19 protein-coding genes are annotated in these 23,202 nt (G+C 71.4%); 11 read left to right on the top strand and 8 right to left on the bottom strand.

Going from position 1 to position 23,202, the window contains the following annotated elements; genetic code table 11:
* Positions 1-132 precede the first annotated feature (132 nt).
* Positions 133-879, bottom strand: a complete 747-nt coding sequence (locus O7617_RS04140) for a pyrimidine reductase family protein (RefSeq protein ID WP_282261608.1) — start codon at positions 877-879, stop codon at positions 133-135.
* Positions 880-1,029: 150 nt separating this feature from the next.
* On the opposite strand from O7617_RS04140, the gene O7617_RS04135 reads away from it, so the two are divergent.
* The 6 genes from O7617_RS04135 (at position 1,030) to O7617_RS04110 (ending at position 7,693) form a co-directional block, all read left to right on the top strand.
* A complete protein-coding gene (locus tag O7617_RS04135; RefSeq protein WP_282261607.1) occupies positions 1,030-1,593 on the top strand; it encodes a plasmid pRiA4b ORF-3 family protein in 564 nt (187 codons plus the stop codon).
* 332 nt (positions 1,594-1,925) lie between these two features.
* Complete coding sequence (locus tag O7617_RS04130) at positions 1,926-3,212, top strand: extracellular solute-binding protein (RefSeq protein ID WP_282261606.1); 1,287 nt, start codon at positions 1,926-1,928, stop codon at positions 3,210-3,212.
* Between the two features lie 109 nt (positions 3,213-3,321).
* Positions 3,322-4,293 carry a sugar ABC transporter permease gene (locus O7617_RS04125; protein ID WP_282261605.1) on the top strand — a complete coding sequence of 324 codons (972 nt, stop codon included), beginning with the start codon at positions 3,322-3,324 and terminating at the stop codon, positions 4,291-4,293.
* Between the two features lie 10 nt (positions 4,294-4,303).
* Positions 4,304-5,146, top strand: a complete 843-nt coding sequence (locus O7617_RS04120; RefSeq protein WP_282261604.1) for a carbohydrate ABC transporter permease — start codon at positions 4,304-4,306, stop codon at positions 5,144-5,146.
* On the top strand, positions 5,143-6,564 hold the full coding sequence (locus tag O7617_RS04115) for a GH1 family beta-glucosidase (protein ID WP_282261603.1): 1,422 nt from the start codon (positions 5,143-5,145) through the stop codon (positions 6,562-6,564). The genes O7617_RS04120 and O7617_RS04115 overlap by 4 nt, the downstream gene beginning before the upstream one ends.
* A gap of 82 nt (positions 6,565-6,646) precedes the next feature.
* The gene (locus O7617_RS04110) at positions 6,647-7,693 is read left to right on the top strand and encodes a LacI family DNA-binding transcriptional regulator (RefSeq protein ID WP_282261602.1); all 1,047 of its coding nucleotides are present in this window, start codon (positions 6,647-6,649) and stop codon (positions 7,691-7,693) included.
* A gap of 20 nt (positions 7,694-7,713) precedes the next feature.
* Here the strand turns inward: O7617_RS04110 and O7617_RS04105 are convergent, their stop codons facing one another.
* Together O7617_RS04105 and O7617_RS04100 are read right to left on the bottom strand one after the other, a co-directional pair.
* Positions 7,714-8,925 (bottom strand): acyl-CoA dehydrogenase family protein, encoded by a 1,212-nt coding sequence (locus O7617_RS04105; RefSeq protein WP_282261599.1) that lies wholly within the window; start codon positions 8,923-8,925, stop codon positions 7,714-7,716.
* Positions 8,925-10,004: a phosphotransferase family protein gene (locus O7617_RS04100; protein ID WP_282261597.1), complete on the bottom strand. Its 1,080-nt coding sequence runs from the start codon at positions 10,002-10,004 to the stop codon at positions 8,925-8,927. The genes O7617_RS04105 and O7617_RS04100 overlap by 1 nt, the downstream gene beginning before the upstream one ends.
* Positions 10,005-10,154: 150 nt before the next feature.
* Here O7617_RS04100 and O7617_RS04095 point away from each other — a divergent pair, with 150 nt between their 5' ends.
* Both O7617_RS04095 and O7617_RS04090 read left to right on the top strand, forming a co-directional pair.
* On the top strand, positions 10,155-10,856 hold the full coding sequence (locus O7617_RS04095; RefSeq protein WP_282261596.1) for an amino acid-binding protein: 702 nt from the start codon (positions 10,155-10,157) through the stop codon (positions 10,854-10,856).
* Between the two features lie 89 nt (positions 10,857-10,945).
* On the top strand, positions 10,946-12,010 hold the full coding sequence (locus O7617_RS04090; protein WP_282261595.1) for a GNAT family N-acetyltransferase: 1,065 nt from the start codon (positions 10,946-10,948) through the stop codon (positions 12,008-12,010).
* Positions 12,011-12,033: 23 nt separating this feature from the next.
* Here the strand turns inward: O7617_RS04090 and O7617_RS04085 are convergent, their stop codons facing one another.
* Positions 12,034-13,599, bottom strand: coding sequence for an aldehyde dehydrogenase family protein (locus tag O7617_RS04085; RefSeq protein ID WP_282261593.1), 1,566 nt, complete (start codon positions 13,597-13,599; stop codon positions 12,034-12,036).
* A gap of 435 nt (positions 13,600-14,034) precedes the next feature.
* On the opposite strand from O7617_RS04085, the gene O7617_RS04080 reads away from it, so the two are divergent.
* The gene (locus O7617_RS04080; protein ID WP_282261592.1) at positions 14,035-16,932 is read left to right on the top strand and encodes a glycoside hydrolase family 9 protein; all 2,898 of its coding nucleotides are present in this window, start codon (positions 14,035-14,037) and stop codon (positions 16,930-16,932) included.
* 153 nt (positions 16,933-17,085) lie between these two features.
* Here the strand turns inward: O7617_RS04080 and O7617_RS04075 are convergent, their stop codons facing one another.
* The 4 genes from O7617_RS04075 to bioB form a co-directional block, all read right to left on the bottom strand.
* Positions 17,086-19,248 (bottom strand): acyltransferase family protein, encoded by a 2,163-nt coding sequence (locus tag O7617_RS04075; protein ID WP_282261590.1) that lies wholly within the window; start codon positions 19,246-19,248, stop codon positions 17,086-17,088.
* A 105-nt stretch (positions 19,249-19,353) separates the two neighbouring features.
* Positions 19,354-19,860, bottom strand: coding sequence for a GNAT family protein (locus O7617_RS04070; RefSeq protein WP_282261588.1), 507 nt, complete (start codon positions 19,858-19,860; stop codon positions 19,354-19,356).
* Between the two features lie 5 nt (positions 19,861-19,865).
* Positions 19,866-20,057, bottom strand: coding sequence for a hypothetical protein (locus O7617_RS04065; RefSeq protein WP_282261587.1), 192 nt, complete (start codon positions 20,055-20,057; stop codon positions 19,866-19,868).
* Positions 20,058-20,062: 5 nt separating this feature from the next.
* Positions 20,063-21,058 (bottom strand): biotin synthase BioB, encoded by a 996-nt coding sequence (gene bioB, locus O7617_RS04060; protein ID WP_282261585.1) that lies wholly within the window; start codon positions 21,056-21,058, stop codon positions 20,063-20,065.
* A 152-nt stretch (positions 21,059-21,210) separates the two neighbouring features.
* Here bioB and O7617_RS04055 point away from each other — a divergent pair, with 152 nt between their 5' ends.
* Positions 21,211-22,407: an 8-amino-7-oxononanoate synthase gene (locus O7617_RS04055; protein ID WP_282261584.1), complete on the top strand. Its 1,197-nt coding sequence runs from the start codon at positions 21,211-21,213 to the stop codon at positions 22,405-22,407.
* 55 nt (positions 22,408-22,462) lie between these two features.
* Positions 22,463-23,188: a dethiobiotin synthase gene (bioD, locus tag O7617_RS04050; RefSeq protein WP_282261583.1), complete on the top strand. Its 726-nt coding sequence runs from the start codon at positions 22,463-22,465 to the stop codon at positions 23,186-23,188.
* The last annotated feature ends 14 nt before the right edge of the window (positions 23,189-23,202 follow it).

Genomic DNA, 23,202 nt, shown 5'->3' with positions numbered 1-23,202 from the left:
GTCGGGCAGCATGGTGGGGAAGCATGCTGTGCATCCTGCCCGAGGAGTACGACAGGTCGCCACGCGACGCGGCGGACGACACCCTGGTCCGTCACACCCGCGACAGTGGGTGTGTGGCCGGGTGACGGCCCGTTACGGGCGGGCGTGGCGGAGCATGAGGACGCCGTCGTCGGCGGCGAGCACGTGGCGCAACGGCAGGTGCCGGGGTGGGGCGGTGTCGCCGGCGGTGATCCGGCCCGGCCCCGCTCCGGCGAGCAGGGGAGAGACGGTCAGACACAACTCGTCCACGAGGTCGGCGGCGGTGAGCGCGCCGAACAGGTGCGGCCCGCCCTCGCAGAGCAGTTGGGTCAGCCCGCGCCCGTGCAGCGCGGCGAGGCCGGCGGCAAGGTCGACCCGGTCGGTGCCGCAGCGCAGCAGGTCGGCGACGTCGGTGAGGCCGGGCGGTGGCTCGGCGTGGGCGTGGGTGAGCACGATCGGTCGGGTCGGCGCGTCGGCGAAGGCGGCCTGAGCAGGGTCCAGGTCGAGGGAGCCGGAGACGACCACCAGGGTCGGGTACTCCACCAGGCCGTTGACCCGACGCCAGGCGCGCCGGGTCTCGTTGAGGCGGATCGCCCGGTATCCCTCGTGGCGCAGCGTGCCGGCGGCCACCACCAGCGCGTCGCAGACCATCCGCAGCAGGCCGAACACGCGCTTGTCCGGCTCGCCGGAGAGCCCGGCGGAGTAGCCGTCGACGCTCACCGCGCCGTCCAGGCTGGAGACGAAGTTGACCCGCAGTCGGGGCTGGTCGTCGCGGCCGTAGAGGGCGGTCAACGTGGTGTCGTCGAGTGGCTGTGCCGACGGCTCGGGCCAGAGTCGGCGGATCGGGATTCCGACGGTCATTCGCCGGCCGGACCGGTGACCGGAGGGGTCGGTTCTTCGGTACGGTGCTGACAGTCGCACCAGTTCCGGCCCGGGCAGTCGTCGTGTCGCCGGGCCCGGCACGCGCGGCAGATCATGCTCGCAGCCTAAGCCGCGGGAGGACAGGACAGCATGCCGCGTCAGATCTTCCAGCTGAAGATGTCCCTGGCCAGCGTCCGCCCACCGGTGTGGCGGCGGGTGCTCGTGCCGGCCGGCTACACGCTGGACCGGCTGCACCGGGTGGTGCAGCACGCGATGGGGTGGCGGGACTGCCACCTGCACTCGTTCGAGATCGACGCCGTGCAGTACGGCGAGCCCGACCCGGACGGTGAGTTGGGGCTGCACGACGAGTTGGACGTGCGGCTGGACGCGGTGCTCGGCAAGGGCAGCCGGTTCTCCTACACGTACGACTTCGGCGACTGGTGGGAGCACGACCTGGTCGTGGAGGACGCGCTGACCGTCGACCCCGACGAGCGGTACCCGGTCTGTCTGGCCGGCGAGCGGGCCTGCCCGCCGGAGGGTATCGGCGGGCCGCTGGGCTATCGCGCGCTTCTGGTCGCCCTGGACGACCAGGCCGCGCCGGCCGATCTCGCCGACCCCCGGCTGGCGCTGCTGCGTGACTGGGCGGGCGCCACCTTCGACCCGTCCCGCTTCGACGCCGAGCGTTCGACCACCCTCCTCCGCCGCTTCTGCTGACCACACCCCGGGCGCCGACCGGTGTGCGTCCGCCCTGTCGATCAAGACGTTCGCGTCGGCGGCAGGGCGATTTCTGACCGAAATCCTTTGATCACCCGAGTTGAAAGGGCTGGTCAGGGTGGGCTTCGGTGGGGACGGGTGGGGCCTGTGAGGCGCGCGGTAACGATCTGGGAACGCTCCCATCGCCCTATTGACACTCCCGTTACCCGACGGCAATCTCATGGGAGCGCTCCCGGAGGTGGCATGGGTCACTCACGCATCCCCGGCCTGGCGCGATGAGACACCCCCCACCACAACCACCCAGCCTCACCACCGGAAAGAGGGGTCAGCGCATGAGTGTCACCACGCGGCGTACCCGCCTGGCGGCCGCTGCCCTGGCCGCGATCACCGCAATCGGCGGTCTCGCGGCCTGCGGCAAGGACGACGACGAGCCGGCTGCCGGCGAGAAGCCCGCCAAGCTGGTCGTCGACACCTTCAGCGAGTTCGGCTACGACGAGCTCGTCAAGCAGTACGAGAAGGAGACCGGCATCAAGGTCGAGCTGCGCAAGACCGCGCAGCTCAGCGAGTACCGGCCGAAGCTGGTCCGCTACCTGGCCACCGGCAAGGGCGCGGCGGACGTCACCGCCCTGGAAGAGGGCATCCTCAACGAGTTCAAGACGAACCCGCGCAACTGGGCCGACCTCAACCCGCTGGTCGCCGACCACTCGAAGGAATACCTGCCCTGGAAGTGGGAGCTGGGCAAGTCGCCCGACGGCCGGCTGATCGGCCTGCCGACGGACGTCGGCAGCCTCGCCGTCTGCTACCGCAAGGATCTGTTCCAGGCGGCCGGCCTGCCCACCGAGCGTGACCAGGTGTCGGCGCTCTGGTCGGACTGGAAGGGCTTCCACGACGCCGGCCTGAAGTACAAGCAGGCCACCGGCAAGGCGTTCGTCGACTCGATCACCGCCGTCTCCAACGGCGTGATGTTCCAGGGCAACGGTGATCTGTTCTACGACAAGGAGAACAACATCATCGCGGACACCAGCCCCGCGGTGAAGAACGCCTGGGACACCGCCACCTCGATGGCGGACATCTCGGCCAAGGCGCAGACCTGGTCGCCGGAGTGGTCGGGTGGCTTCAAGCAGGGCACCTTCGCGGTCACCTTCTGCCCGTCCTGGATGCTCGGCATCGTCTCGGACAACTCCGGTCCGGCCAACAAGGGCAAGTGGGACGTCGCGTCCGTGCCGGGTGGCGGCGGTAACTGGGGTGGCTCGTGGCTCGCGGTTCCCGAGCAGAGCAAGTACCCGAAGGAGGCGGCGAAGCTCGCCGAGTTCCTCACCAACGCCAAGAGCCAGGTGGAGGCCTTCAAGCTCAAGGGCCCGCTGCCGACCAACCTGGAGGCGCTGAAGAACGAGGCGTTCATCGGCTACACCAACGAGTACTTCAGCAACGCGCCGACCGGCAAGATCTTCGGTGAGAGCGTCGCCAAGATCCAGCCGACCCACCTGGGTCCGAAGCACCAGGCGGTGAAGGAGAACGCGTTCGAGCCGGCTCTGCGGGCGTTCGAGAACGGGCAGGCCGACAAGGCGAAGGCCTGGGAGCAGTTCACGAAGGACGCAAAGACTCAGGGTGCCTTCTGAGTGATTCCCCGCTGGTGGCGTCCGGGACTCCCCGGACGCCACCGGCCGGTCCCCTCCGCGTAGCGCCCTGCGCGAGGGCCCCCGGGCCTCGCTGGAAAAGGAAATTCGTATGAGCCTGTCGGCCACGACGGCGCCGCCGTCGCCAGCAGCACCGCCCTCTCCCGACGTCTCTTCCCGACGTAACCGGGGAAGGTTACTCAACCGTCTCGACGTCAAGTACTCGCCGTACCTCTACATCGCACCGTTCTTTGTGATCTTCGGCGTGTTCGGGTTGTACCCGATGGCGCGTACCGCCTGGATGTCGCTGCACGACTGGGACATGATCGGCGACCACTCGTTCATCGGCTTCGACAACTACACCCGGCTGGTGAACGACGAGTACTTCTGGAACGCGCTGGTCAACACGTTCGGCATCTTCGCCCTGTCGACCATCCCGCAGTTGTTGCTCGCCCTCTTCCTGGCGAACCTGCTCAACAAGACGTTCCTGCGTGCCAAGACCTTCTTCCGGATGGCCATCTTCGTACCGAACGTGGTGTCGGTGGCCGCTGTCGCGATCGTCTTCGGGATGCTGTTCCAGCGGGAGTTCGGCCTGTTCAACTGGCTGCTGAGCCTCGTCGGCGTCGACGCCGTCGACTGGGACTCGCAGCGGTGGAGCTCCTGGTTCGCCATCTCGACGATGGTCAACTGGCGGTGGACCGGGTACAACACCCTGATCCTGCTCGCCGGCATGCAGGCGATCCCGAAGGACCTCTACGAGGCCGCGGAGATCGACGGCGCCAGCCCGTGGCGGCAGTTCTGGCAGATCACCCTGCCCATGCTCAAGCCCACCTTCATCTTCGTGGTCATTCTGTCCACGATCGGCGGCATGCAGCTCTTCACCGAGCCCCTGCTCTTCGGCAACGGCAACATCCTCGGCGGCGACCAGCGGGAGTTCCAGACGCTGGCCATGTACATGTACGAGATGGGCATCGAGAACCTGAGTTCCGCCGGCTACGGAGCCGCGGTCGCCTGGGCGATCTTCATGATCATCGTCGTGGTGTCGCTGATCAACTTCCTACTCGTCCGCCGCTCGGCGAAGTGAGGAGCAAGCGATGACCTCGGCCTCTCGGCGCCTGTGGCGCACCAGCCCGCTGACCTACGTGGCGCTCGTCCTGGCGGCGCTGCTGTCGATCTACCCGTTCTACTACATGATCGTGATCGGCACCCGCAGCCTGGACAACATCAACGACGTGCCGCCACCGGTAACACCCGGCGGAGCGTTCGGCGACAACTTCCAGCGGGTGCTCGACAACGACGCCGCCAACTTCTTCACCGGCATGATGAACTCGATCATCGTCTCCTCGGTGGTCACCGTCTCGGTGGTGCTCACCGGGTCGCTGGCCGGGTTCGCCTTCGCCAAACTGCGATTCAAGGGCAGCAACGCCCTCCTGCTGGCGATCATCGTCACCCTGATGATCCCGACCCAGATGGGGCTCATTCCGCTGTGGGCCATCATGCAGGACCTCGGGTGGTACGACACCCTCTACGCGGTCACCGTGCCGTTCCTGGTCAGCGCCTTCGGCGTGTTCATGATGCGGCAGTACGCCAGCCAGGCGATCTCCGACGAGCTGATCGAGGCCGGTCGGGTCGACGGGGCCAGCACGTTCCGGATCTACTGGAACATCGTGCTGCCCGCGCTGCGTCCCGCCGCCGGCGTCCTCGGTCTGCTGACCTTCATGGAGACCTGGAACTCGTTCCTCTGGCCGTACGCCATCCTCACCCCGGAGAACCCGACCCTGCAGGTCTCGCTCGCCTTCCTCTCGTACGCCTACTACACCGACTACTCCCAGGTGTTCGCCGCCACGGCGATCGGCACCATCCCCCTGGTGGTCGTTTTCCTCGTGTTCGGCCGCCAGATCATCGGCGGGATCATGGAAGGTGCCGTCAAGTCGTGAGCAACCCCGCCAGCCCGCCCGCCGTCGGCGTCCTCGACGAGCGCCCCGGGCTGTCCTTCCCACCCGGATTCCTGTGGGGAGCCGCGACCGCGGCATACCAGATCGAGGGGGCGGCGGCCGAGGACGGCCGCACCCCGTCGATCTGGGACACCTTCAGCCACACCGACGGTCGGGTCGTCGCCGGGCACACCGGTGACGTCGCGTGCGACCACTACCACCGGCTCGGCGGCGACGTCGCGTTGATGGCCGAGCTGGGCCTGAAGTCGTACCGTTTCTCGGTCTCCTGGTCCCGGGTGCAGCCCGGCGGCGTCGGCGCGGCCAACCCGCAGGGGTTGGACTTCTACCGCCGACTCGTCGACGAGCTGCTGGCCAACGGCATCGAGCCGTGGCTGACCCTCTACCACTGGGACCTGCCGCAGCCGCTGGAGGACGCCGGCGGCTGGCCGGCCCGGGACACCGCGGCCCGCTTCGCCGACTACACGACCCTGGTGGCCGACGCGCTCGGTGACCGGGTGCGGTACTGGACCACGCTCAACGAGCCGTGGTGCTCGGCGTTCCTCGGCTACGGGTCCGGGGTGCACGCCCCGGGCCGAACCGACGGGGCGGACGCGGTCCGCGCCGGGCACCACCTGATGCTCGGTCACGGCCTGGCCGTGCAGGCGTTGCGGGCCACCCGGCCGGCCGCCGAGGTGGGCGTGACGGTCAACCTCTACCCGGTCGACCCGGCCACCGACGCCCCGGCCGACGTGGACGCGGCCCGACGGATCGACGGGCTGGCCAACCGGTTCTTCCTGGACCCGCTGCTGCGCGGGTCGTACCCGGAGGACCTGGTGGCCGACCTCGCCCCGGTGACCGACTTCGGCCACGTGCGCGACGGCGACCTGGCGACCATCTCCGAGCCGCTGGACCTGGTCGGGGTCAACTACTACAGCCGGCACGTCGTCGCCGCGGCGGTCGAGGGTGACCCGGTCGACCCGGCCCCCTCGTGCTGGCCCGGCAGCGAGGACGTCCGGTTCGTCACCCGGGGTGTCCCGGTCACCGACATGGGCTGGGAGATCGACGCCCCGGGCCTGCGCGAGACCCTGCAACGGGTGCACGGTTACACCGATCTGCCGCTGTACGTCACCGAGAACGGCTCCGCGTTCGTCGATTCGGTCGTCGACGGGCAGGTCGACGACGTCGACCGGCTGGCCTACTTCGACGCCCACCTGCGCGCGGCGCACGAGGCGATCGACGACGGAGTGCCCCTGCGGGGATACTTCGCCTGGTCGTTGATGGATAATTTCGAATGGGCCTGGGGTTACACCAAGCGGTTCGGCATGATCCACGTCGACTACGACAGCCAGGTTCGCATCCCCAAGTCCAGCGCCAAGTGGTACGCCTCGGTGATCCGGCGCAACGGTCTGGCCGCACAATAGGCTCGGGCCAGCCATCAGGACGGCCCCGGCGTACACCTCCCGCAGGTGGCGCCGGGTCCGCCCGCCGTCGGAGGAGCACACCATGACAACGCAGCGCACCCGGTCGCTCGGGCGCCCGACCCTCGACGCGGTCGCGGCGCGTGCCGGCGTCGGCCGGGGCACGGTGTCCCGCGTCGTCAACGGCTCACCCCAGGTCAGCCCGGAGGCCCGGGCCGCGGTCCAGCAGGCCATCGCCGAGTTGGGGTACGTGCCGAACCGTGCCGCCCGTGCGCTCGTCACCCAGCGCACCGACTCGGTCGCGCTCGTGGTGTCCGAGTCCGGCGACCGGGTCTTCACCGAACCGTTCTTCGCCTCGATCGTGCGGGGCATCAGCTCCGGGCTGCTGGAGACCCCGATGCAGCTCTGGCTGGCCATGGCGCAGTCGCCGGTGGAGCGGGAACGGGTCGAGCACCACCTGACCAACCAGCACGTCGACGGCGTACTGCTGCTGTCGTTGCACGACTCCGACCCGCTGCCGACGTTGCTGGAGGAGCGTGGGTTGCCCGCCGTGCTCGGTGGTCGGCCGGCCCGGATGCTGCAACCGGGCGCACAACCGGCCTGGTTCGTCGACGTGGACAACGTTGGCGGGGCGCGGCAGGCGGTGGAGTACCTGACCGGGCTGGGACGTCGGCGCATCGCCACCATCGCCGGTCCGCAGGACATGGGCGCCGGCCTGGCCCGTCTGGCCGGCTACACCGAGGCGGTCCAGGCCACCGGGGTCGGGGTGAACCCCGACCTGATCGCGTACGGCGACTTCAGTGAGGGCAGCGGCACGGCCTGCATGGCCCGACTGTTGGACGTCTGCCCGGACCTGGACGCCGTCTTCGTCGCGTCCGACCTGATGGCGTTCGGCGCGCTGCGTACCCTGCGCGAGGCCGGTCGGCGCGTGCCCGAGGACGTCGCGGTGATCGGCTTCGACGACGCGACGATCGCCCTCCAGTCGGACCCGCCGCTGACCACCGTCTTCCAGCCGGTGGAGGAGATGGGCCGGCAGATGGCTCGCCTGCTGGTCGCCCGCATCCGTGGCGAGGAGCTGCAGGCCCCGCACATCCTCCTGGACACCCAACTGGTCCACCGCGCCTCCGCCTGACCTCCCGCAGGACCGGGGGGTCAGGAGGTCCAGCGGCGGAGTTCGCGTTTGGCCAGGGAGTTGCGGTGGACCTCGTCGGGGCCGTCGGCCAGGCGCAGGGTTCGGGTCTGCGCCCAGAGGGCGGCCAGTGGGGTGTCCTGGCTGACGCCGGCGCCGCCGTACCCCTGGATGGCCTTGTCGATGACCCACTCCGCCATCGCCGGGGTACCGATCTTGATGGCCTGGATCTCGGTGTGCGCGCCCTTGTTGCCGACGGTGTCCATCAGCCAGGCCGTCTTGAGCACCAGCAACCGGGCCTGCTCGATGCGCACCCGCGACTCGGCGATCCACTCCCGGACGACGCCCTGCTCGGCGAGGGGTCGGCCGAACGCGACGCGCCCGAGCGCACGGTTGCAGAGCAGCTCCAATGCCCGCTCAGCCATTCCGATCAGTCGCATGCAGTGGTGGATCCGGCCCGGACCGAGCCGGGCCTGGGCGATGGCGAAGCCGGTGCCCTCGGCGCCGATCAGGTTCTCCGCCGGCACCCGGACGTCGGTGAAGTCGATCTCGGCGTGCCCGCCGTGGGAGCCGTCGGTGTAGCCGAAGACGGTCATTCCCCGGCGCACTGTCACGCCGGGCGTGTCCCGGGGGACCAGGACCATGCTCTGCTGACGGTGCCGGTCGGCCGACGGGTCGGTCTTGCCCATCACGATGAAGATCTCGCAGCGTGGGTCCATCGCTCCGGACGACCACCACTTGCGCCCGTTGATCACGTACTCGTCGCCGTCGCGGGTGATCCGGGTGGCGATGTTGGTGGCGTCGGAGGATGCGACGTCCGGCTCCGTCATGCAGAACGCGGAACGGATCTCGCCCTCCAGCAGGGGCATGAGCCAACGCTGTCGCTGCGCCTCCGAGCCGAACTCGGCCAGCAGTTCCATGTTGCCGGTGTCCGGTGCCGCGCAGTTGACCGCCTCCGGCGCCAGGTGCGGGCTGCGCCCGGTCAGCTCGGCGAGCGGAGCGTACTGGAGGTTGGTCAGGCCGGCGCCGTAGCGCGGATCGGGGAGGAACAGGTTCCACAGGCCGCGCTTGCGGGCCTCCGCCTTCAGCTCCGCCAACACCGGGGTACGCGACCACGGGTCACCAGCGGCCACCTGCTCGGCGTGCACCGCCTCGGCCGGGTAGACGTGCTCGGTCAGGAACCGGGTCAGCTCGTCGCGTAGCTCCTCGGTCCGGCTGTCGTATGAGAAGTCCATCACCGCTCCCTGGCGGCGGTCAGCCCGTGTGCGACCAGCGGTGCCACCATCTCGCCGATCCGGTCGAAGCCCTCGCCGAGCGTCTGCCCGAGCGTGTGCCGGTAGTGGATGCCCTCGCAGATCACGGCGAGCTTGAAGCAGCCCAGCGCCACGTGCCAGTGCAGTGGCCCGACGTCCACGTCGCTGCGCCCGGCGTACCTGTCGATCAGCTCGCCGCCGGTGGGGAAGCCGGCGCGCGGACCGAGACCGTCGGCGACCGGGTTGCCCGCGGAGGTCTCGCTGCCGCCCAGCACGTCCCAGTACGTCAGCAGCAGCCCCAGGTCGGCCAGGGGGTCGCCGAGGGTGGCCATCTCCCAGTCGAGCACCGCGTGCACGGTCACCGGGTCGGCCGAGGCGAGGAGATTGTCCAGCCGGTAGTCGCCGTGCACGATCCGGCCGCTGTTCGCGCCCTCCGGGGCGGTCGCCGCGAGCAGGTCACGCAGCTCGTCGATGCCGGGCAGGGGGCGGCTGCGCGAGCGGTCGAGCTGACCGGCCCAGCGGCGGACCTGCCGAGCCAGGTAGCCCTCGGGGCGGCCGAAGTCGCCGAGCCCGACGCTGGACGGCTCGACGCCGTGCAGCGCGGCGAGCGTGTCCATCATCGCCATGGCGAGGGCCCGGCGGCGCTCGTCGCCCAGCGGGTCGGTCTGCGCGCGGGTGCGGAACACCTCGCCGGGCATCCGTTCCATCAGGTAGAACGGCGCGCCGATCACCTCCGGGTCGGTGCAGAGCAGCAGCGCCCCCGGCACCGGCACGCCGGTCGGGGCCAGCGCCGAGATGACCCGGAACTCGCGAGCCATGTCGTGCGCGGTCGCCAGCACGTGCCCCAGCGGGGGACGGCGCAGCACGACCTCGCGGTCGCCGAGGTGCAGCAGGTAGGTGAGGTTGGACTTGCCGCCCGCGATCAGCTCAGCTCGCAGCGACCCGGCGGCCAGCTCCGGCCGGTGCTGCGCCAGGTAGGCGCCGAGGTGGTCCAGGGCCAGCCCGGCGGGGGAGTTGGGAACGGCCTCCGGCCGGAACGAATCGACGGCCGGATCGCTCATCCGACTAGTTGATGGCAGCCCGCTCACGTTGTCAAGGTCAGATTTTGCCCTCGGGACATGGCCCGGCAACAGGGACGAAATGGTCACCGACCAGGCTGGGTCCAGCCTGCCGGCCGCACTGTGGCCGGCCCGCCGAGCGGAGGGACAGACATGTTGCTGCGAGTTCGGGTCACCCTGCCGGACCGTCCGGGCACGCTCGGCCAGGTCGCCCGCACGCTGGGCGTCTCCGGTGCGGACATCGTCCAGGTGGTGGTCCTCGAACGACTCGGCGGGCGGGCGGTGGACGACTTCACGGTGGTCTGGCCGGGCGCGGCCCGGGTGGAGCGGCTGCTGGCCGGTCTGGCGGCGATTCCCGGGGTACGGGTGGACGGCGTGTGGCGGGCGATCGGCGCGCCCACCACCACCGGGCAGGACGCGGAGTTGCTGGCCCAGGTCGCGGCCAACCCGGCCGACGGGCTCGCCACCCTCGTCGACGCGGTGCCGGGCCTGCTGGCGGCCGACTGGGCCGTCGCCGCGGTGGTGCCCGTCGACTGGGCCTCGCGCACCGGGGGCGGAGGGGCGACGGTGGGGCACGCGAGCTGGCGTACCCCCGTGCCGTTGCGGTTGCCGGAGGTGACCCCGCTGCGCGGCAGGTCGATGACCACGCCCGACGGCACCCACCACGCGATCGCGCCGTTCGGCCGGGCGGGCCTGGTGCTGGTCGTCGCCCGCGAACACACCGAGACGCTCTGCGCCGCCGGGTTCCACAGCACCGAGGTGGATCGGCTCACCCAGCTCGTCCGGGCCAGCACGGTGATCCTCGGCGACCGGCTCGACCTGGTCGGCGCGCCCCCGGTGGTCACCGGCCCCTGAGCGGCTCGAGGAGTTCCCGGGTCGACACCGCCGAGCAACCGGGCGGCAACAGGCGAGGGTGAGGCTCTTACCGGGGAAGGGAGCCAACCATGACGTTGTGGCGGATCCGAGCGACGGTGGACGACCGGCCGGGTTACCTGTCGGTGCTCACGGCCAGCCTCGCGCTGCGCGGGGTCAACATCCTCACCGTGCAGGTGCAGCCCACCGAACAGGGCGCGGTGGACGACTTCCTGGTCGACGCACCGGACACCCTCGACGAGGCCGAGTTGGTCGCCGCCGTCGAGCGGGGTCGGGGTCGGGACTGCTGGGTGGCGCGCAGCGAGGCGCGCGGCCTGGCCGACCAGCCCACCCGGGTGCTCGGGCTGGCCAACCGGCTGGTGCGTGACCCGGACGCGACGGGTGAGGCGCTGCGGACGCTGCTCGGCGCCGACTCGGTCAGCTGGCGGCCGGCGTCCGTCGGCGTCGACCGGGGGATCACCGGAGCGAGCATGTCCCTTGCCGACCCGGCGGGCGGCTCGTTCGCGCTGCGCCGGGCCGCGCCCGCGTTCACCCCGGCGGAGTACGCCCGGGCGCAGGCCCTGGTCGAGTTGGCCGCCACCGTGGCTCGTCGGGCCGCCGAACAGGTCACACTGGTGCTGCCCGACGGTGTCGAGGTGGCCGTGCGACCGGCCTGCGCCGACGACCTGCCCGGCGTACGGGAGTTGCACGAGGCGTGCTCGCCGCGCAGCCGGCACCGCCGATACCTGGGTGGGGCGGCGCTGCCGCGACCGGACCGGCTGCGTCGGTTGTTGGAGCCGAGCCGAGGCGTGACCCTGGTCGCGGTCGCCACCGGGCCGGACGGTGCGGGCGAGTCGGTCGTCGCCATGGCGAACCTGCTCGGCGAGGGCGACGAGGCCGAGGTGGCGCTGCTGGTGCGCGACGACTGGCAGCGGCGTGGGCTGGGCACGGCGTTGCTGCGCCGGCTGGCCAAGCACGCCGACGAGGCCGGGTACGCGGCGCTGGTGCTGCACGTGCAGGCCGAGAACGCCCCGATGCTGCGTACGCTGCGCCGGTCGGGTCGGGTCGGCTCGACCGAATGTGACGGCGCGTTGCTCACCGTGACCGTCCCGCTCGCCACGCAGCGGAAGGGCACCCTGCTGACGCCGGGCGCGTAGCAGGGGCCCTTCCGCGTGCCGCGTCAGGTCGCGGGGTAGCTGCTGTAGTCGGGGAAGTTGCCGTAGAGCCGCCCGGCGCCGCCGACGGTGACGGCCTGGACGAGGAGGTCCCCGCCGACGAACGCGCCCTTCCAGGAGGCGCCCCGACCGCCGAACGGTTCGTCCCGGTCGCCCCGGGACCGTGGCTTGTTGATGCCCACCTTGAACGCCTGGAGGTCCTCGGCGAGCTTGCCGGCCTCCTCGATGTCGTCGCAGGCCAGCGACGCCACCAGCGCGCCGTTGGACGCGTTCATCGCGGCCAGCAGCTCGTCGGTGGTGTCCACCACGACGATCGTGTCGACCGGCCCGAACGGCTCGGCGTGCATCAACCGGGACCGGCCGGGCGGGGCGAGCAGCACCGACGGCGCGACGTACGCCGAGGTGTCCTGCCCGGGCAGGAACGGCGCGCCGGTGAGCTTGCCCCGGTGCAGGGGCACCGCGCCGCCGCGTACCGCCTCGTCGACCTTGCGGTGCAGCTCGTCGGCCTTTGCCGCGCTGATCAGTGGCCCGAAGTCCAGTTCGGGCAGCGGGTCGCCGTCCGCCCAGTCGTCGCCGACAGCGAGGGGGTGACCGAAACGGACCGAGCGGACGACCGGCAGGTACATGTCGAGGAACTCGTCGACCAGGTCGCGCTGCACCACGAACCGGGGGTACGCGGTGCAGCGCTGCTTGCCGTACTCGAAGCCCTTCTTGAGGTGCGCGGCGAGCAGGTCCCACTGGGAGAAGTTCCAGATGCCCCAGGCGTTGAGGCCCTCCTGCTCGATGAAGTGCCGCTTGTCGCTGTCGAGCAGGGCGGCGGCGACCTTGCCGCCGTTGGAGCGGCCGCCGACGAAGGCGACGGCACCGATCTCGGGTGCCCGGACCAGCACCTCGGACAGTTCCTCGCCCCCGCCGCTGACGAGGGTGGCGGGCAGGCCGGCGCGGCGCATCAACGCGTGCGCGACGGTCAGACAGACCGCGCCGCCCTGGGACGGGGTCTTGGCGATGACGGCGTTCCCGGCCAGCAGTTGTACCAGTTCGGCGTGGACCAGGACGCTCATCGGGTAGTTCCACGACGCGATGTTGCTGACCGGGCCGGTCAGCGGCGCACGGCCGTCGGCGAGCATCCGGTCGATCTCGCCCACGTACCAGCGGACGCCGTCGAGCGCCCGGTCCACGTCGGCGCAGGCCAGCCGCCAGGGTTTGCCGATCTCCCAGACCAGCAGCATGGCGAGCAGGTCGCGGTGGGCGGTGAGTGATTCCAGTGCCTCGCGGACGCGGGCCTGACGCTCGGCGAGCGGGGTCCGGGCCCACTCCCGGTGCGCGGCGGCGGCGTGCGTGACCGCGGCGCGGGCGGTGTCGGCGTCGAGTCGGGGCAGGTTGACGACGACGGTGTTGTCCACCGGGGTGTGGACCGGGGCGGGCCGGCCGACCGCCCGCCACGCGCCCTCGACCAGGTTGTGCAGGGTGGTGACGCCGTCGACTTCGGTGCCGAACGCCTCCGGGGTGGCGGCCACCGCGCGGGCCAGGATGTCGGACCAGGCGGTGCCGTCGGCGAGTCGTAGTGCCATCGTTCCTCCTCACTGTCGACCGGGAACGGCGGCGTCGATGGCACCGCTGGTGATCGGTACTGTCTCGCGCCCAGTAGCCGGTCAGCAACAGTACGTTTGTCTGGCTGGCCGCCGACGCGTCTGGGCGGCGCGAGAATCTCTTCCCGACCGTGCGTCGTGAGCTGCGGTGACGCCGACAATGAATCGACGTACATCGATTGTGTGAGATGGTCCGCATTGTTACTCGCGAGTACGGAAGTGCGTCCGCGCACGCCCGGCTCGGCCGACGGACTTCCCAACGGAGCACTCGCCCATTACATTGTCGGTTATCCATGGGAGCGCTTCCATGGCCTCCCGTGGCCACACCGCCACCCCCGCTGTCGCCGGTAGCCGTGCCGCCCGTACGCCGTCCCGCGTCGGTGCGACCGCCGGCGACGCCTCCGACAGGAGCCCGCCATGCGCCACCTGACCCGGCCGTTCAGCGGCCAGCCCGGCCGGTCACCGGCCGCCGACCAGCCCTGGCCGCGGCGGCTGCTGGCCGCCGGAGCGGCAGTGCTCACCGGTCTGTCCCTCGTGGTCACCGGGCCGACGTCGTCGCCCGCCTCGGCCGCGCCGGCCACCTACAACTACGCCGAGGCGTTGCAGAAGTCGCTGCTCTTCTACGAGGCGCAGCAGTCCGGTCGGTTGCCGGACTGGAACCGGGTCTCCTGGCGCGGCGACAGCGCCCTCACCGACGGTGCCGGGGCGGGCCTGGACCTCACCGGCGGCTGGTACGACGCCGGTGACCACGTCAAGTTCGGCTTCCCGATGGCGTTCAGCGCGACGATGCTCGCCTGGGGCGCGGTGGAGTACCGCAGCGGCTACGCCTCCTCGGGGCAGCTCCCGCACCTGCTCAACAACCTGCGCTTCGTCAACGACTACTTCATCAAGGCGCACCCGTCGGCGAACGTCCTCTACGGGCAGGTCGGCAAGGGCGACGACGACCACAAGTGGTGGGGCCCGGCCGAGGTGATGCCGATGGCGCGGCCCGCGTACAAGATCGATGCGAGCTGTGGCGGCGCGGACCTGGCCGGGGAGACGGCGGCGGCGATGGCCGCGTCCTCGATGGTGTTCCGGCCCACCGACGCGACCTACGCGGACAAGCTGCTCACCCACGCCCGGCAGCTCTACACGTTCGCCGACACGGTGCGGAAGTCGTACCACGAGTGCATCACCGACGCGACCAGCTTCTACCGGTCGTGGAGCGGCTGGCAGGACGAGCTGGTCTGGGCCGCGATCTGGCTGCACCGGGCCACCGGCGAGGCCGGCTACCTGGCCAAGGCCGAGAGCGAGTACGACAAGCTCGGCACCGAGAACCAGACCACCACCCGCTCCTACAAGTGGACGATCGCCTGGGACAACAAGCAGTTCGGCGCGTACGTGCTGCTGGCGAACCTGACCGGCAAGCAGAAGTACGTCGACGACGCCAACCGCTGGCTGGACTACTGGACCGTCGGTGTGAACGGGCAGCGGGTGCCGTACTCGCCCGGCGGGATGGCGGTGCTCGACTCCTGGGGCGCGCTGCGCTACGCCGCCAACACGTCGTTCGCGGCGCTGGTCTACAGCGACAAGACCACCGACACGACCCGCAAGGCGCGCTACCACGACTTCGCCGTCCGGCAGATCAACTACGCGCTCGGCGACAACCCGCGCAACTCCAGCTACGTGATCGGGTTCGGGGCGAACCCGCCGAAGAACCCGCACCACCGCACCGCGCACGGCTCCTGGTGGGACAGCCAGACCGTGCCCGTCGAGACCCGACACACCCTCTACGGAGCGTTGGTCGGCGGCCCGTCGTCGCCCAACGACGCGTACAGCGACAGCCGGTCGGACTACGTGATGAACGAGGTCGCCACCGACTACAACGCCGGATTCACGTCCGCGCTGGTCCGGCTGACCTCCGAGTACGGCGGCACGCCGCTGGCGAACTTCCCGGTCGCCGAGACGCCGGACATCGACGAGCTGACCGTGGAGACCACCGTGACGCAGGCCGAACCCCGGGCCACCGGGCTCAAGGTGATGGTCTACAACAAGTCGGCGTTCCCGGCCCGCGCGCTGACCGACGGCCGGTTCCGGTACTACTTCCGGCCCGACGGCACCGGCCCGGTGCAGGTGACCGCCGGCTACACCCAGGGCTGCCCGTCCCCGACCACGGCCAAGCAGTACAGCGGAGACATCTGGTACGTGGAGGTGGACTGCACCGGCCACACCATCGCCCCGGCCGGTCAGTCGCAGCACCGGATGGAGGTCCAGTTCAAGATCGGTGTGCCGGAGGGCGGCACCTGGGACCCGACGAACGACCCGTCGTACCAGGCCACCGCCGGGCCCAACCGCAAGGTGCCGCTCTACTCCGGCACCACCCGCGTCTGGGGCGACGAGCTCGGACCCGTCGTACCGGACACCACCGCACCGAGCGTGCCCGGCACGCCTGTCGCGTCCGCCGTCACGTCGAGCGGGCTCACGCTGACCTGGGCCGCGTCCACCGACACCGGCGGCAGCAGCCTGGCCGGCTACGAGATCACCCAATCGCAGACGGGCAGCGACGCGGTGCTGCGTACCGCCACCACCAACACGCTCGCGGTGACCGGGCTGCTGCCGGAGCGGACGTACCAGTTCACCGTGCGGGCCGTCGACGGCGCCGGCAACCGGTCGGCGTCGTCGGCCGCCGTCAGCGTCACCACGCCGGCCGGACCGGCGCCGGACACCACCGCGCCGAGCACCCCCGGCACGCCGGTCGCCTCGGCGGTCACCGCCACCGGGCTCACCCTGAGCTGGGCGGCGTCGACCGACAACGTGGGCGTCACCGGCTACCGGGTCTACCGCGAGGCCGGCGCCACCGACGCGCTGGTCGGCTCTCCGACCGGCAGCACGGTCGCGGTGACCGGGCTGACCGCGTCGACGGCGTACCAGTTCTACGTGGTGGCGGTGGACGCAGCCGGCAACACCTCCGCGGCGTCCGCGCCGGTCGCGGTGACCACCGCGGCCCCGCCGGTCGGTGGGGCCTGTTCGGTGGGGTACGCCACGACCGACTGGAACACCGGCTTCACCGCCACCGTCACGATCACCAACACCGGCACCACGGCGATCAACGGCTGGACCCTGCGGTTCAGCTTCACCGGCGGGCAGACCGTCAGTCAGGGCTGGTCGGCGGCGGTCAGCCAGAGCGGCACGGCGGTCACCGCGACGAACCTGTCCTACAACGGCACGCTCGCGCCCGGGGCGTCGGTGAGCTTCGGCTTCAACGGAACGCACGCCGGCACCAACCCGAAGCCGGCGGCCTTCACAGTGAACAACGCCGCCTGCGCCATCGCCTGAGCCACCGGATCCACGAGATCTTGGACAGTTGCCGTTCGCGGCCGGGAGCTGTCCAAGATCTCGCCGGTGCGTGCCCGGGGATAACCTGCCGGTTTCGCGAGGCTGGGACGGTTGACGCGAGGGCTCACGCCGCCGGGTGCCAACGTCGGCTCGTCACGGCAGCCGTGGTGACAGGAGGTGACGTAACCGCTCGTGCAGCTGCGGGGCGAGGCTGCGGGCGTACGTGGCGGTCAGGTGATGCGCGTCGCGGTAGACGAGCAACCCGCCGATGACGGCGGGGCACCGTTCGGTGGGGCAGATGAACTCGTTGAGGTCGGCCAGCCGGACGTCCGGCACCGCGGCCGCGGCGCGCTCCTGCGGTACGCCCCAGGCGAGGGCGCGCTCCCGGGGCTGCGCACAGGCGGTGAGCCGTTCGCGATGGGCCGACACGCACTCGGCGATGTCCACAGTGAACGACGGGGTGTCCCGGATGACCACCAGGGGCAGGCCGGCGGCGGTCACCTCGGACCAGGTCTCCGACAACGCCACCGTCTGCGCGTCTGCGGTCGCCGAGCCCGGCGGCGGCGTGCTGCCGCGTACCGACGGGATCTGGGTCACGCTGGAGACGATGAGCAGCCGGGGCCGCCGCTCGCCGGTCAGGGCCTTGCGCAACCTGCTGTTCCACTCCGTACAGCTCGGGTCCGACCGCCCGGCGACGGTGATCGGTGCCTTCAGGAAGGAACACGTGGTCTTGATGTAGGTGACCAGTCGCCAGCCGCGCTCCGCCGCGATGGCCTGGAGAGCGGGCACCCAGTGCGCCGCGTGTGAGTCGCCGGCCACCGCCACCTCCACCGCCGAATTCCGGTCACCGTAGGTGCAACTGCGCAGGCTGGCGTCCTGCGCCTGTGTGACGCAGTCGTCGCGGTAGACGTCGGGCAGGTCGTCCCGGGCGTCCAGGGGATCGGGCGTGATGCGGGCGAACCGGTCCACCGGCGCGGTGGCCCTGCCGTCCCCGGGTGGCGCTCCCGGCGAAACGGCGCCGGCGATTTCGGCAGGAGCGGGGCCGGGGGACGTGGGTGGCCGGACCGCCAGTTGCAGTCCGATTCCGGCGACGACTGTCATGCCCGTGGCGATCAGTCCCATGCGCAGCACGCGCGCTCTGGAGATCCGCGCGTACCGGAACGGGTTCTCCACCAGGTGGTACGTCAGCACGGCCGGCACCGCCGAGCAGAGGATCATCGCGAGTCCGGCGGACGTGTCCAGTGGGCCCCACCGCGCTTCCGCCACCACCAGCAGTGGCCAGTGCCACAGATACCACGAGTACGACACCGCCCCCACCGCACGCGTCGGCCGCCGGTTGAGCAGTAGGGCGGGCCCGTGTCGACCGGCGCTCGGGCCGGCCGCGATTATCGCGACCGCGCCGAGCGTGGGCAGCAATGCCAGGTGTCCGGGGTAGGCGGCCGTCTCCGGTCGGATCAGCATCGCGGCGAGGGCTACGGTGGCCATACCGGCCCAGCCGAGCGTGATCGCGGCGGGACGCGGCAGGCGGGTCAGGTGCCCACTGAGGATCGCCAGCCCACCGCCCAACGCCAGTTCCCACATCCGGGTGGTGGTGACGAGGTATGCCCGGGCGGGTTCGGTCTGGCTCAGGTGGATCGACCACGCCAGCGACGGGATGCCGACCACGGCGAAGGCGGCGAGCAGCCACGGGGCCGTCCGGTCGCCGAGGAACGGTCGGCGGTGTCGGCCCGGAAGGCTACGCGGGAGAGGACGCCGCGCGCCGGTACGCCGGGAGGTGCGGCGCGTGACGTATCGGGCGACGACGAGCAGCAGCAGCGGCCAGACCAGGTAGAACTGCTCCTCCACGGCGAGCGACCAGTAGTGCTGGAGGATGCTGGGGGCCTCCTCGGAACGCAGGTAGTCGGTCGACTGCTCGACCAGACGCCAGTTCATCGCGTAGGCGGCACTGGCCAGAGCGTCCCGTGCGGTCTCGGACCAGCGGATCGGAGGCAGGAACAGATAGGTGAGCAGGAGGCTCGCCACGAGGACGACGCTGGCGGCCGGCAGCAACCGCTTGGCGCGGCGGGCGTAGAAGTCGACGATGCGGACGCGGCCGGTCCGGCGGATCTCGTCGAGGAGTAGGCCGGTGATCAGGAAGCCGGAGATCACGAAGAAGACGTCGACGGCGACGAAGGCGGCCGGGAGGGCGGCGATGCCGGCGTGCCCGACCAGCACCAGGGCGAGCGCGAGCCCACGCAGCCCCTCGATGTCGCCGCGGAACCGGCCCGCGAGAACCGGACCGGCGCTCCGGTCTGCTGCTCTGATGTCCACGCCCACCAGAGCACGATAAGTCCGGTTTGGGCGTTACGGGGTAGATGCCGCGAACGGCAGTGTGGCTCGCATCTGCCGGGCAGGCGCGCCGGCACGGGTGCGCCTGCCCGCTCACTCCACCAGGTCGTCGGCGAGCAGATCCATCAGCAGGGCGTCGTGCCAGCGGCCGTCCTCGCCGCGCTCGTAGCGGCGCATGATGCCCACCGGGCGGAAGCCCACCTTGGCGTACGCGCGGATCGCGGCGCTGTTCGCCGCCGCCGGGTCGATCGTGAAGCGGTGGTGGCCGTACTCGTCGACGAGGTGCCGGGCCAGGGTACGGATCGCGTCCACCCCCAGGCCGGTGCCGCGTACCGCCGGGTCGAGGAAGACGTCCAGGCTGGCGTGGCGGTAGTCCGGGTCGGCCTCGGCGTACCACTGGATCGCGCCGACCACCTGCCCGTCGTGCTCGATGGCGTACACGTGCAGGTCGTCGTCGCCGAGGTCGGCGCGGACGGCACCGGTCAGGTCGTCGCCGCCCCGCCACCACCGGCGCACCTCCGGGTCGGCCCGGATCGCCGCGAGGGCCGGCACGTCCGTGTCCGTCGCCGGTCGCAGGGTCACCGCCCGCCCGTGCAGCATCGGCGTCAGCCCCGGACTTCCCCGTGCTCGACGCAGACCGCCGACCAACCCACCGGCAAAACCTGCACCTTCATCCGACGCCGACACCGGCGGCAGAACCGGGGCGGCTCCAACCGGCGGGCCGTGGCGCAGGCCGGGTGCGCGGTGGCCGTCGCCGGCTCACCGCACCTGTCGCACCACAGCTCCGTCGTCGTCATCGTCGTCACAGCGTCGCGGAGAGGGCCTTGACCGGCATCTTCAGCTCGTCCAGCAACTCCAGGTCGGCGGTCGCCGGTCGACCCAGCGTGGTCAGGTAGTTGCCGACGATCACCGCGTTGATGCCGCCGAGCAGACCGTCGCGGGTGCCCAGGTCACCGAGGGTGATCTCCCGGCCGCCCGCGTACCGGAGGATGGTGCGCGGCATGGCCAGCCGGAACGCGGCGATGGCCCGCAGTGCGTCCTTGCCCTCCACCACCGGGCGGTCACCGAGCGGGGTGCCGGGACGGGGGTTGAGGAAGTTGAGCGGCACCTCGTGCGGGTCGAGCTCGGCGAGCTGGGCGGCGAACTCGGCCCGCTGCTCGACGGTCTCGCCGAGGCCGAGGATCCCGCCGCAGCACACCTCCATGCCGGAGTCGCGGACCATCCGCAGGGTCTCCCAGCGCTCCTCCCAGGAGTGCGTGGTGACCACGTTCGGGAAGTACGACCGGCAGGTCTCCAGGTTGTGGTTGTAGCGGTGCACGCCCATGTCGACCAGGTCGTCGACCTGCTCCTTGGTGAGCATGCCCAGCGACGCCGCGACCTGGATGTCGACGGCCGCCCTGATGGCGGCGACGCCCTCGCGCATCTGCTTCATGAGCCGGGCGTCCGGGCCGCGCACCGCGGCGACGATGCAGAACTCGGTCGCCCCGGTGGCGGCGGTCTGCTTCGCCGCCTCGACCAGCGACGGGATGTCCAGCCACACCGAGCGCACCGGGGACGTGAACAGCCCGGACTGGGAACAGAAGTGGCAGTCCTCCGGGCACCCGCCGGTTTTCAGCGAGACGATCCCCTCGACCTCGACCTCCGGGCCGCACCAGCGCATGCGCACGTCGTGAGCGAGCTGAAGGGCGGCGGGGAGGTGCTCGTCGGGCAGGTTCAACACGGCGAGGATGCCGGCCTGGTCGAGGCCGACGCCGTCGCCGAGGACCTGGGTCCGGGCCTGGTCGAGGATCTCTGGCATGGCTCGTACCCTACAAGGCGGCCCGATCAGCCGGAATGACCTGGGAACCCCTACGCCGGCCAGCGAGTGGATCCGTCGGGGGTCGGCGGCGGGTGGTAATTTCGCCCGGCGGGTGTCGGGCTGACCGGCACGAACGGCGGTGAAGGGATGACGTGGCGGACTGGCTGGCGGCGCTCGACCGCCGCGCGGAGTTGCGGGCGAGAGCCGGGCTGACCCGGCGACTGCATCCGCGTCCCGCCGCCGACGGCATGACCGATCTGGCCGGCAACGACTACCTCGGCCTGGCCACCCACCCGGAGGTCACCGCCGCCGCCGCGGCAGCGCTGTCGGCGTACGGGCTGGGGGCGACCGGGTCGCGCCTGGTGCGTGGCTCCACCGACGCGCACGAAGCGTTGGAGACCGAGCTGGCGCGGTGGCTGGGCACCGACCGTGCCCTCGTCTTCTCCTCCGGCTACCTGGCGAACCTCGGCGCGCTGCGGGCGCTCGTCCGACCTCGGACGCTGCTGGTGTCGGACGCGCACAACCACGCGTCCCTGATCGACGGCTGCCGGATCTCCGGTGCGGAGACGGTGGTCACGCCGCACGGCGACGTGGACGCGGTGGCCGCCGCGCTCGCCGCCGCTCCGGGTCGCCCGGCGGTGGTGGTGACCGAGTCGGTGTTCTCGGTCGACGGTGACCTCGCCCCACTGGCCCGGCTGCACGCCGTGGCCCGCCGGCACGGCGCTCTGCTGCTGGTCGACGACGCGCACGCGCTGGGTGTGACAGGTCCGGCCGGGGCGGGCGCGGTGGCGGCGGCGAAGCTGGCCGGTGAGCCGGACGTGGTGGTCACCGCCACCCTGTCCAAGGCGCTCGGCGGCGCGGGTGGGGTGGTGGCCGGCCCGGCCGAGTTCGTCCGGCACCTGGTCGAGACCAGCCGTACGTTCATCTTCGACACGGCCCTGCCCCCGGCTGTCGCCGCCGGGGTGCACGCCGCGCTGCGGCTGACCCGGGGCGGCGACGATGTGCGCGTGGAGCTGGCCGACCGGGTGGCGTCGGCGGTCGGCCGACTGCGGGCGGCCGGGTTGACCGTCTCCGCGCCGGACGCGGCGGTGATCTCGGTGGCGGCTCCCAGCCCGGAGGCGGCGACCGCCTGGGCCGCCGACTGCCGGGACCGGGGCGTCGCGGTGGGGTGCTTCCGACCACCGTCCACCCCGGACAGCCGGTCCCGCCTGCGCCTGACGGTCAGCGCGGGAGTGCCCCGGGCGGCGTTCGAACGGGCCCTGGACGTCATCGTGCACTGTGCCCCCGTGAGCGCGAGGAGTGAGCCGGGTTTGCGAGCCCCGCAGTCGCGAACAAAGGTTTCACCGTGAGCGCGAGGAGTGAGCCGGGTTTGCGAGCCCCGCAGTCGCGAACAAAGGACCCGCAGTGACCGGGTGGGAGGGGCCGGTTCTGGTCACCGGGACCGACACCGAGGTCGGTAAGACCGTGGTGACGGCGACGATCGCGGCTGCCGCGCAGGCCGCCGGGTTGCGGGTGGCCGTGGTCAAACCCGGCCAGACCGGTACGGCGGGTGGTGAGCCGGGCGACGTGGACGCGGTGAACCGGTTGGCCGCTCCGCTGACCGGCCGGACCCTGGCCAGTTATCCCGATCCGCTGGCACCGTTGGCTGCCGCCCGGGTGGCCGATCTGCCGCCGTTGGAGTTGTACACGGCGGTGGACGCGGTGCGTGACGAGGTCGACAAGCACGACCTGGTGTTGATCGAGGGCGCGGGTGGGCTGCTGGTGCCGATGGGGCTGCGTCCGTCGGGGGAGCCGTGGACGATGGCCGACCTGGCGGTGTCGTTGGGCGCTCCGGCGGTGGTGGTGGCCCGTGCCGGGTTGGGCACGCTCAACCACACGGCGCTGACGCTGGAGGCGCTGGACCGGCGTGCCGTGCCGGCGGGTGTGGTGATCGGCGCCTGGCCGGCCCGGCCGGAGTTGGTGCACTGGACGAACCTCACCGACCTGGTGCCGAATCTGCTCGGCGCGGTGCCCGACGGCGCGGGTGCGATGGACCCGGGTGTGTTCCGGCGTTCCGCCCCGGGTTGGCTCACCCCGGCCCTGCACGGTGTGCTCGACGACTGGCGGGTCTGGGCCGAGGAGAGCGGCTGAACACCTGACTTTCG

Origin of the sequence: Micromonospora sp. WMMD1155, assembly GCF_029581275.1 — a bacterium.
Taxonomy (GTDB): domain Bacteria; phylum Actinomycetota; class Actinomycetes; order Mycobacteriales; family Micromonosporaceae; genus Micromonospora.
Note: the sequence above shows the minus strand (reverse complement) of the source record. Positions and strands in the feature narration are given on the sequence as shown.

Coding starts and splice junctions, on each gene's coding strand:
- O7617_RS04140 (WP_282261608.1), bottom strand. CDS start 879: ATGACCGTCGGAATCCCGATCCGCCGACTCTGGCCCGAGCCGTCGGCA.
- O7617_RS04135 (WP_282261607.1), top strand. CDS start 1,030: ATGCCGCGTCAGATCTTCCAGCTGAAGATGTCCCTGGCCAGCGTCCGC.
- O7617_RS04130 (WP_282261606.1), top strand. CDS start 1,926: ATGAGTGTCACCACGCGGCGTACCCGCCTGGCGGCCGCTGCCCTGGCC.
- O7617_RS04125 (WP_282261605.1), top strand. CDS start 3,322: ATGAGCCTGTCGGCCACGACGGCGCCGCCGTCGCCAGCAGCACCGCCC.
- O7617_RS04120 (WP_282261604.1), top strand. CDS start 4,304: ATGACCTCGGCCTCTCGGCGCCTGTGGCGCACCAGCCCGCTGACCTAC.
- O7617_RS04110 (WP_282261602.1), top strand. CDS start 6,647: ATGACAACGCAGCGCACCCGGTCGCTCGGGCGCCCGACCCTCGACGCG.
- O7617_RS04105 (WP_282261599.1), bottom strand. CDS start 8,925: ATGGACTTCTCATACGACAGCCGGACCGAGGAGCTACGCGACGAGCTG.
- O7617_RS04100 (WP_282261597.1), bottom strand. CDS start 10,004: ATGAGCGATCCGGCCGTCGATTCGTTCCGGCCGGAGGCCGTTCCCAAC.
- O7617_RS04095 (WP_282261596.1), top strand. CDS start 10,155: ATGTTGCTGCGAGTTCGGGTCACCCTGCCGGACCGTCCGGGCACGCTC.
- O7617_RS04090 (WP_282261595.1), top strand. CDS start 10,946: ATGACGTTGTGGCGGATCCGAGCGACGGTGGACGACCGGCCGGGTTAC.
- O7617_RS04085 (WP_282261593.1), bottom strand. CDS start 13,599: ATGGCACTACGACTCGCCGACGGCACCGCCTGGTCCGACATCCTGGCC.
- O7617_RS04080 (WP_282261592.1), top strand. CDS start 14,035: ATGCGCCACCTGACCCGGCCGTTCAGCGGCCAGCCCGGCCGGTCACCG.
- O7617_RS04070 (WP_282261588.1), bottom strand. CDS start 19,860: ATGCTGCACGGGCGGGCGGTGACCCTGCGACCGGCGACGGACACGGAC.
- O7617_RS04065 (WP_282261587.1), bottom strand. CDS start 20,057: ATGACGACGACGGAGCTGTGGTGCGACAGGTGCGGTGAGCCGGCGACG.
- bioB (WP_282261585.1), bottom strand. CDS start 21,058: ATGCCAGAGATCCTCGACCAGGCCCGGACCCAGGTCCTCGGCGACGGC.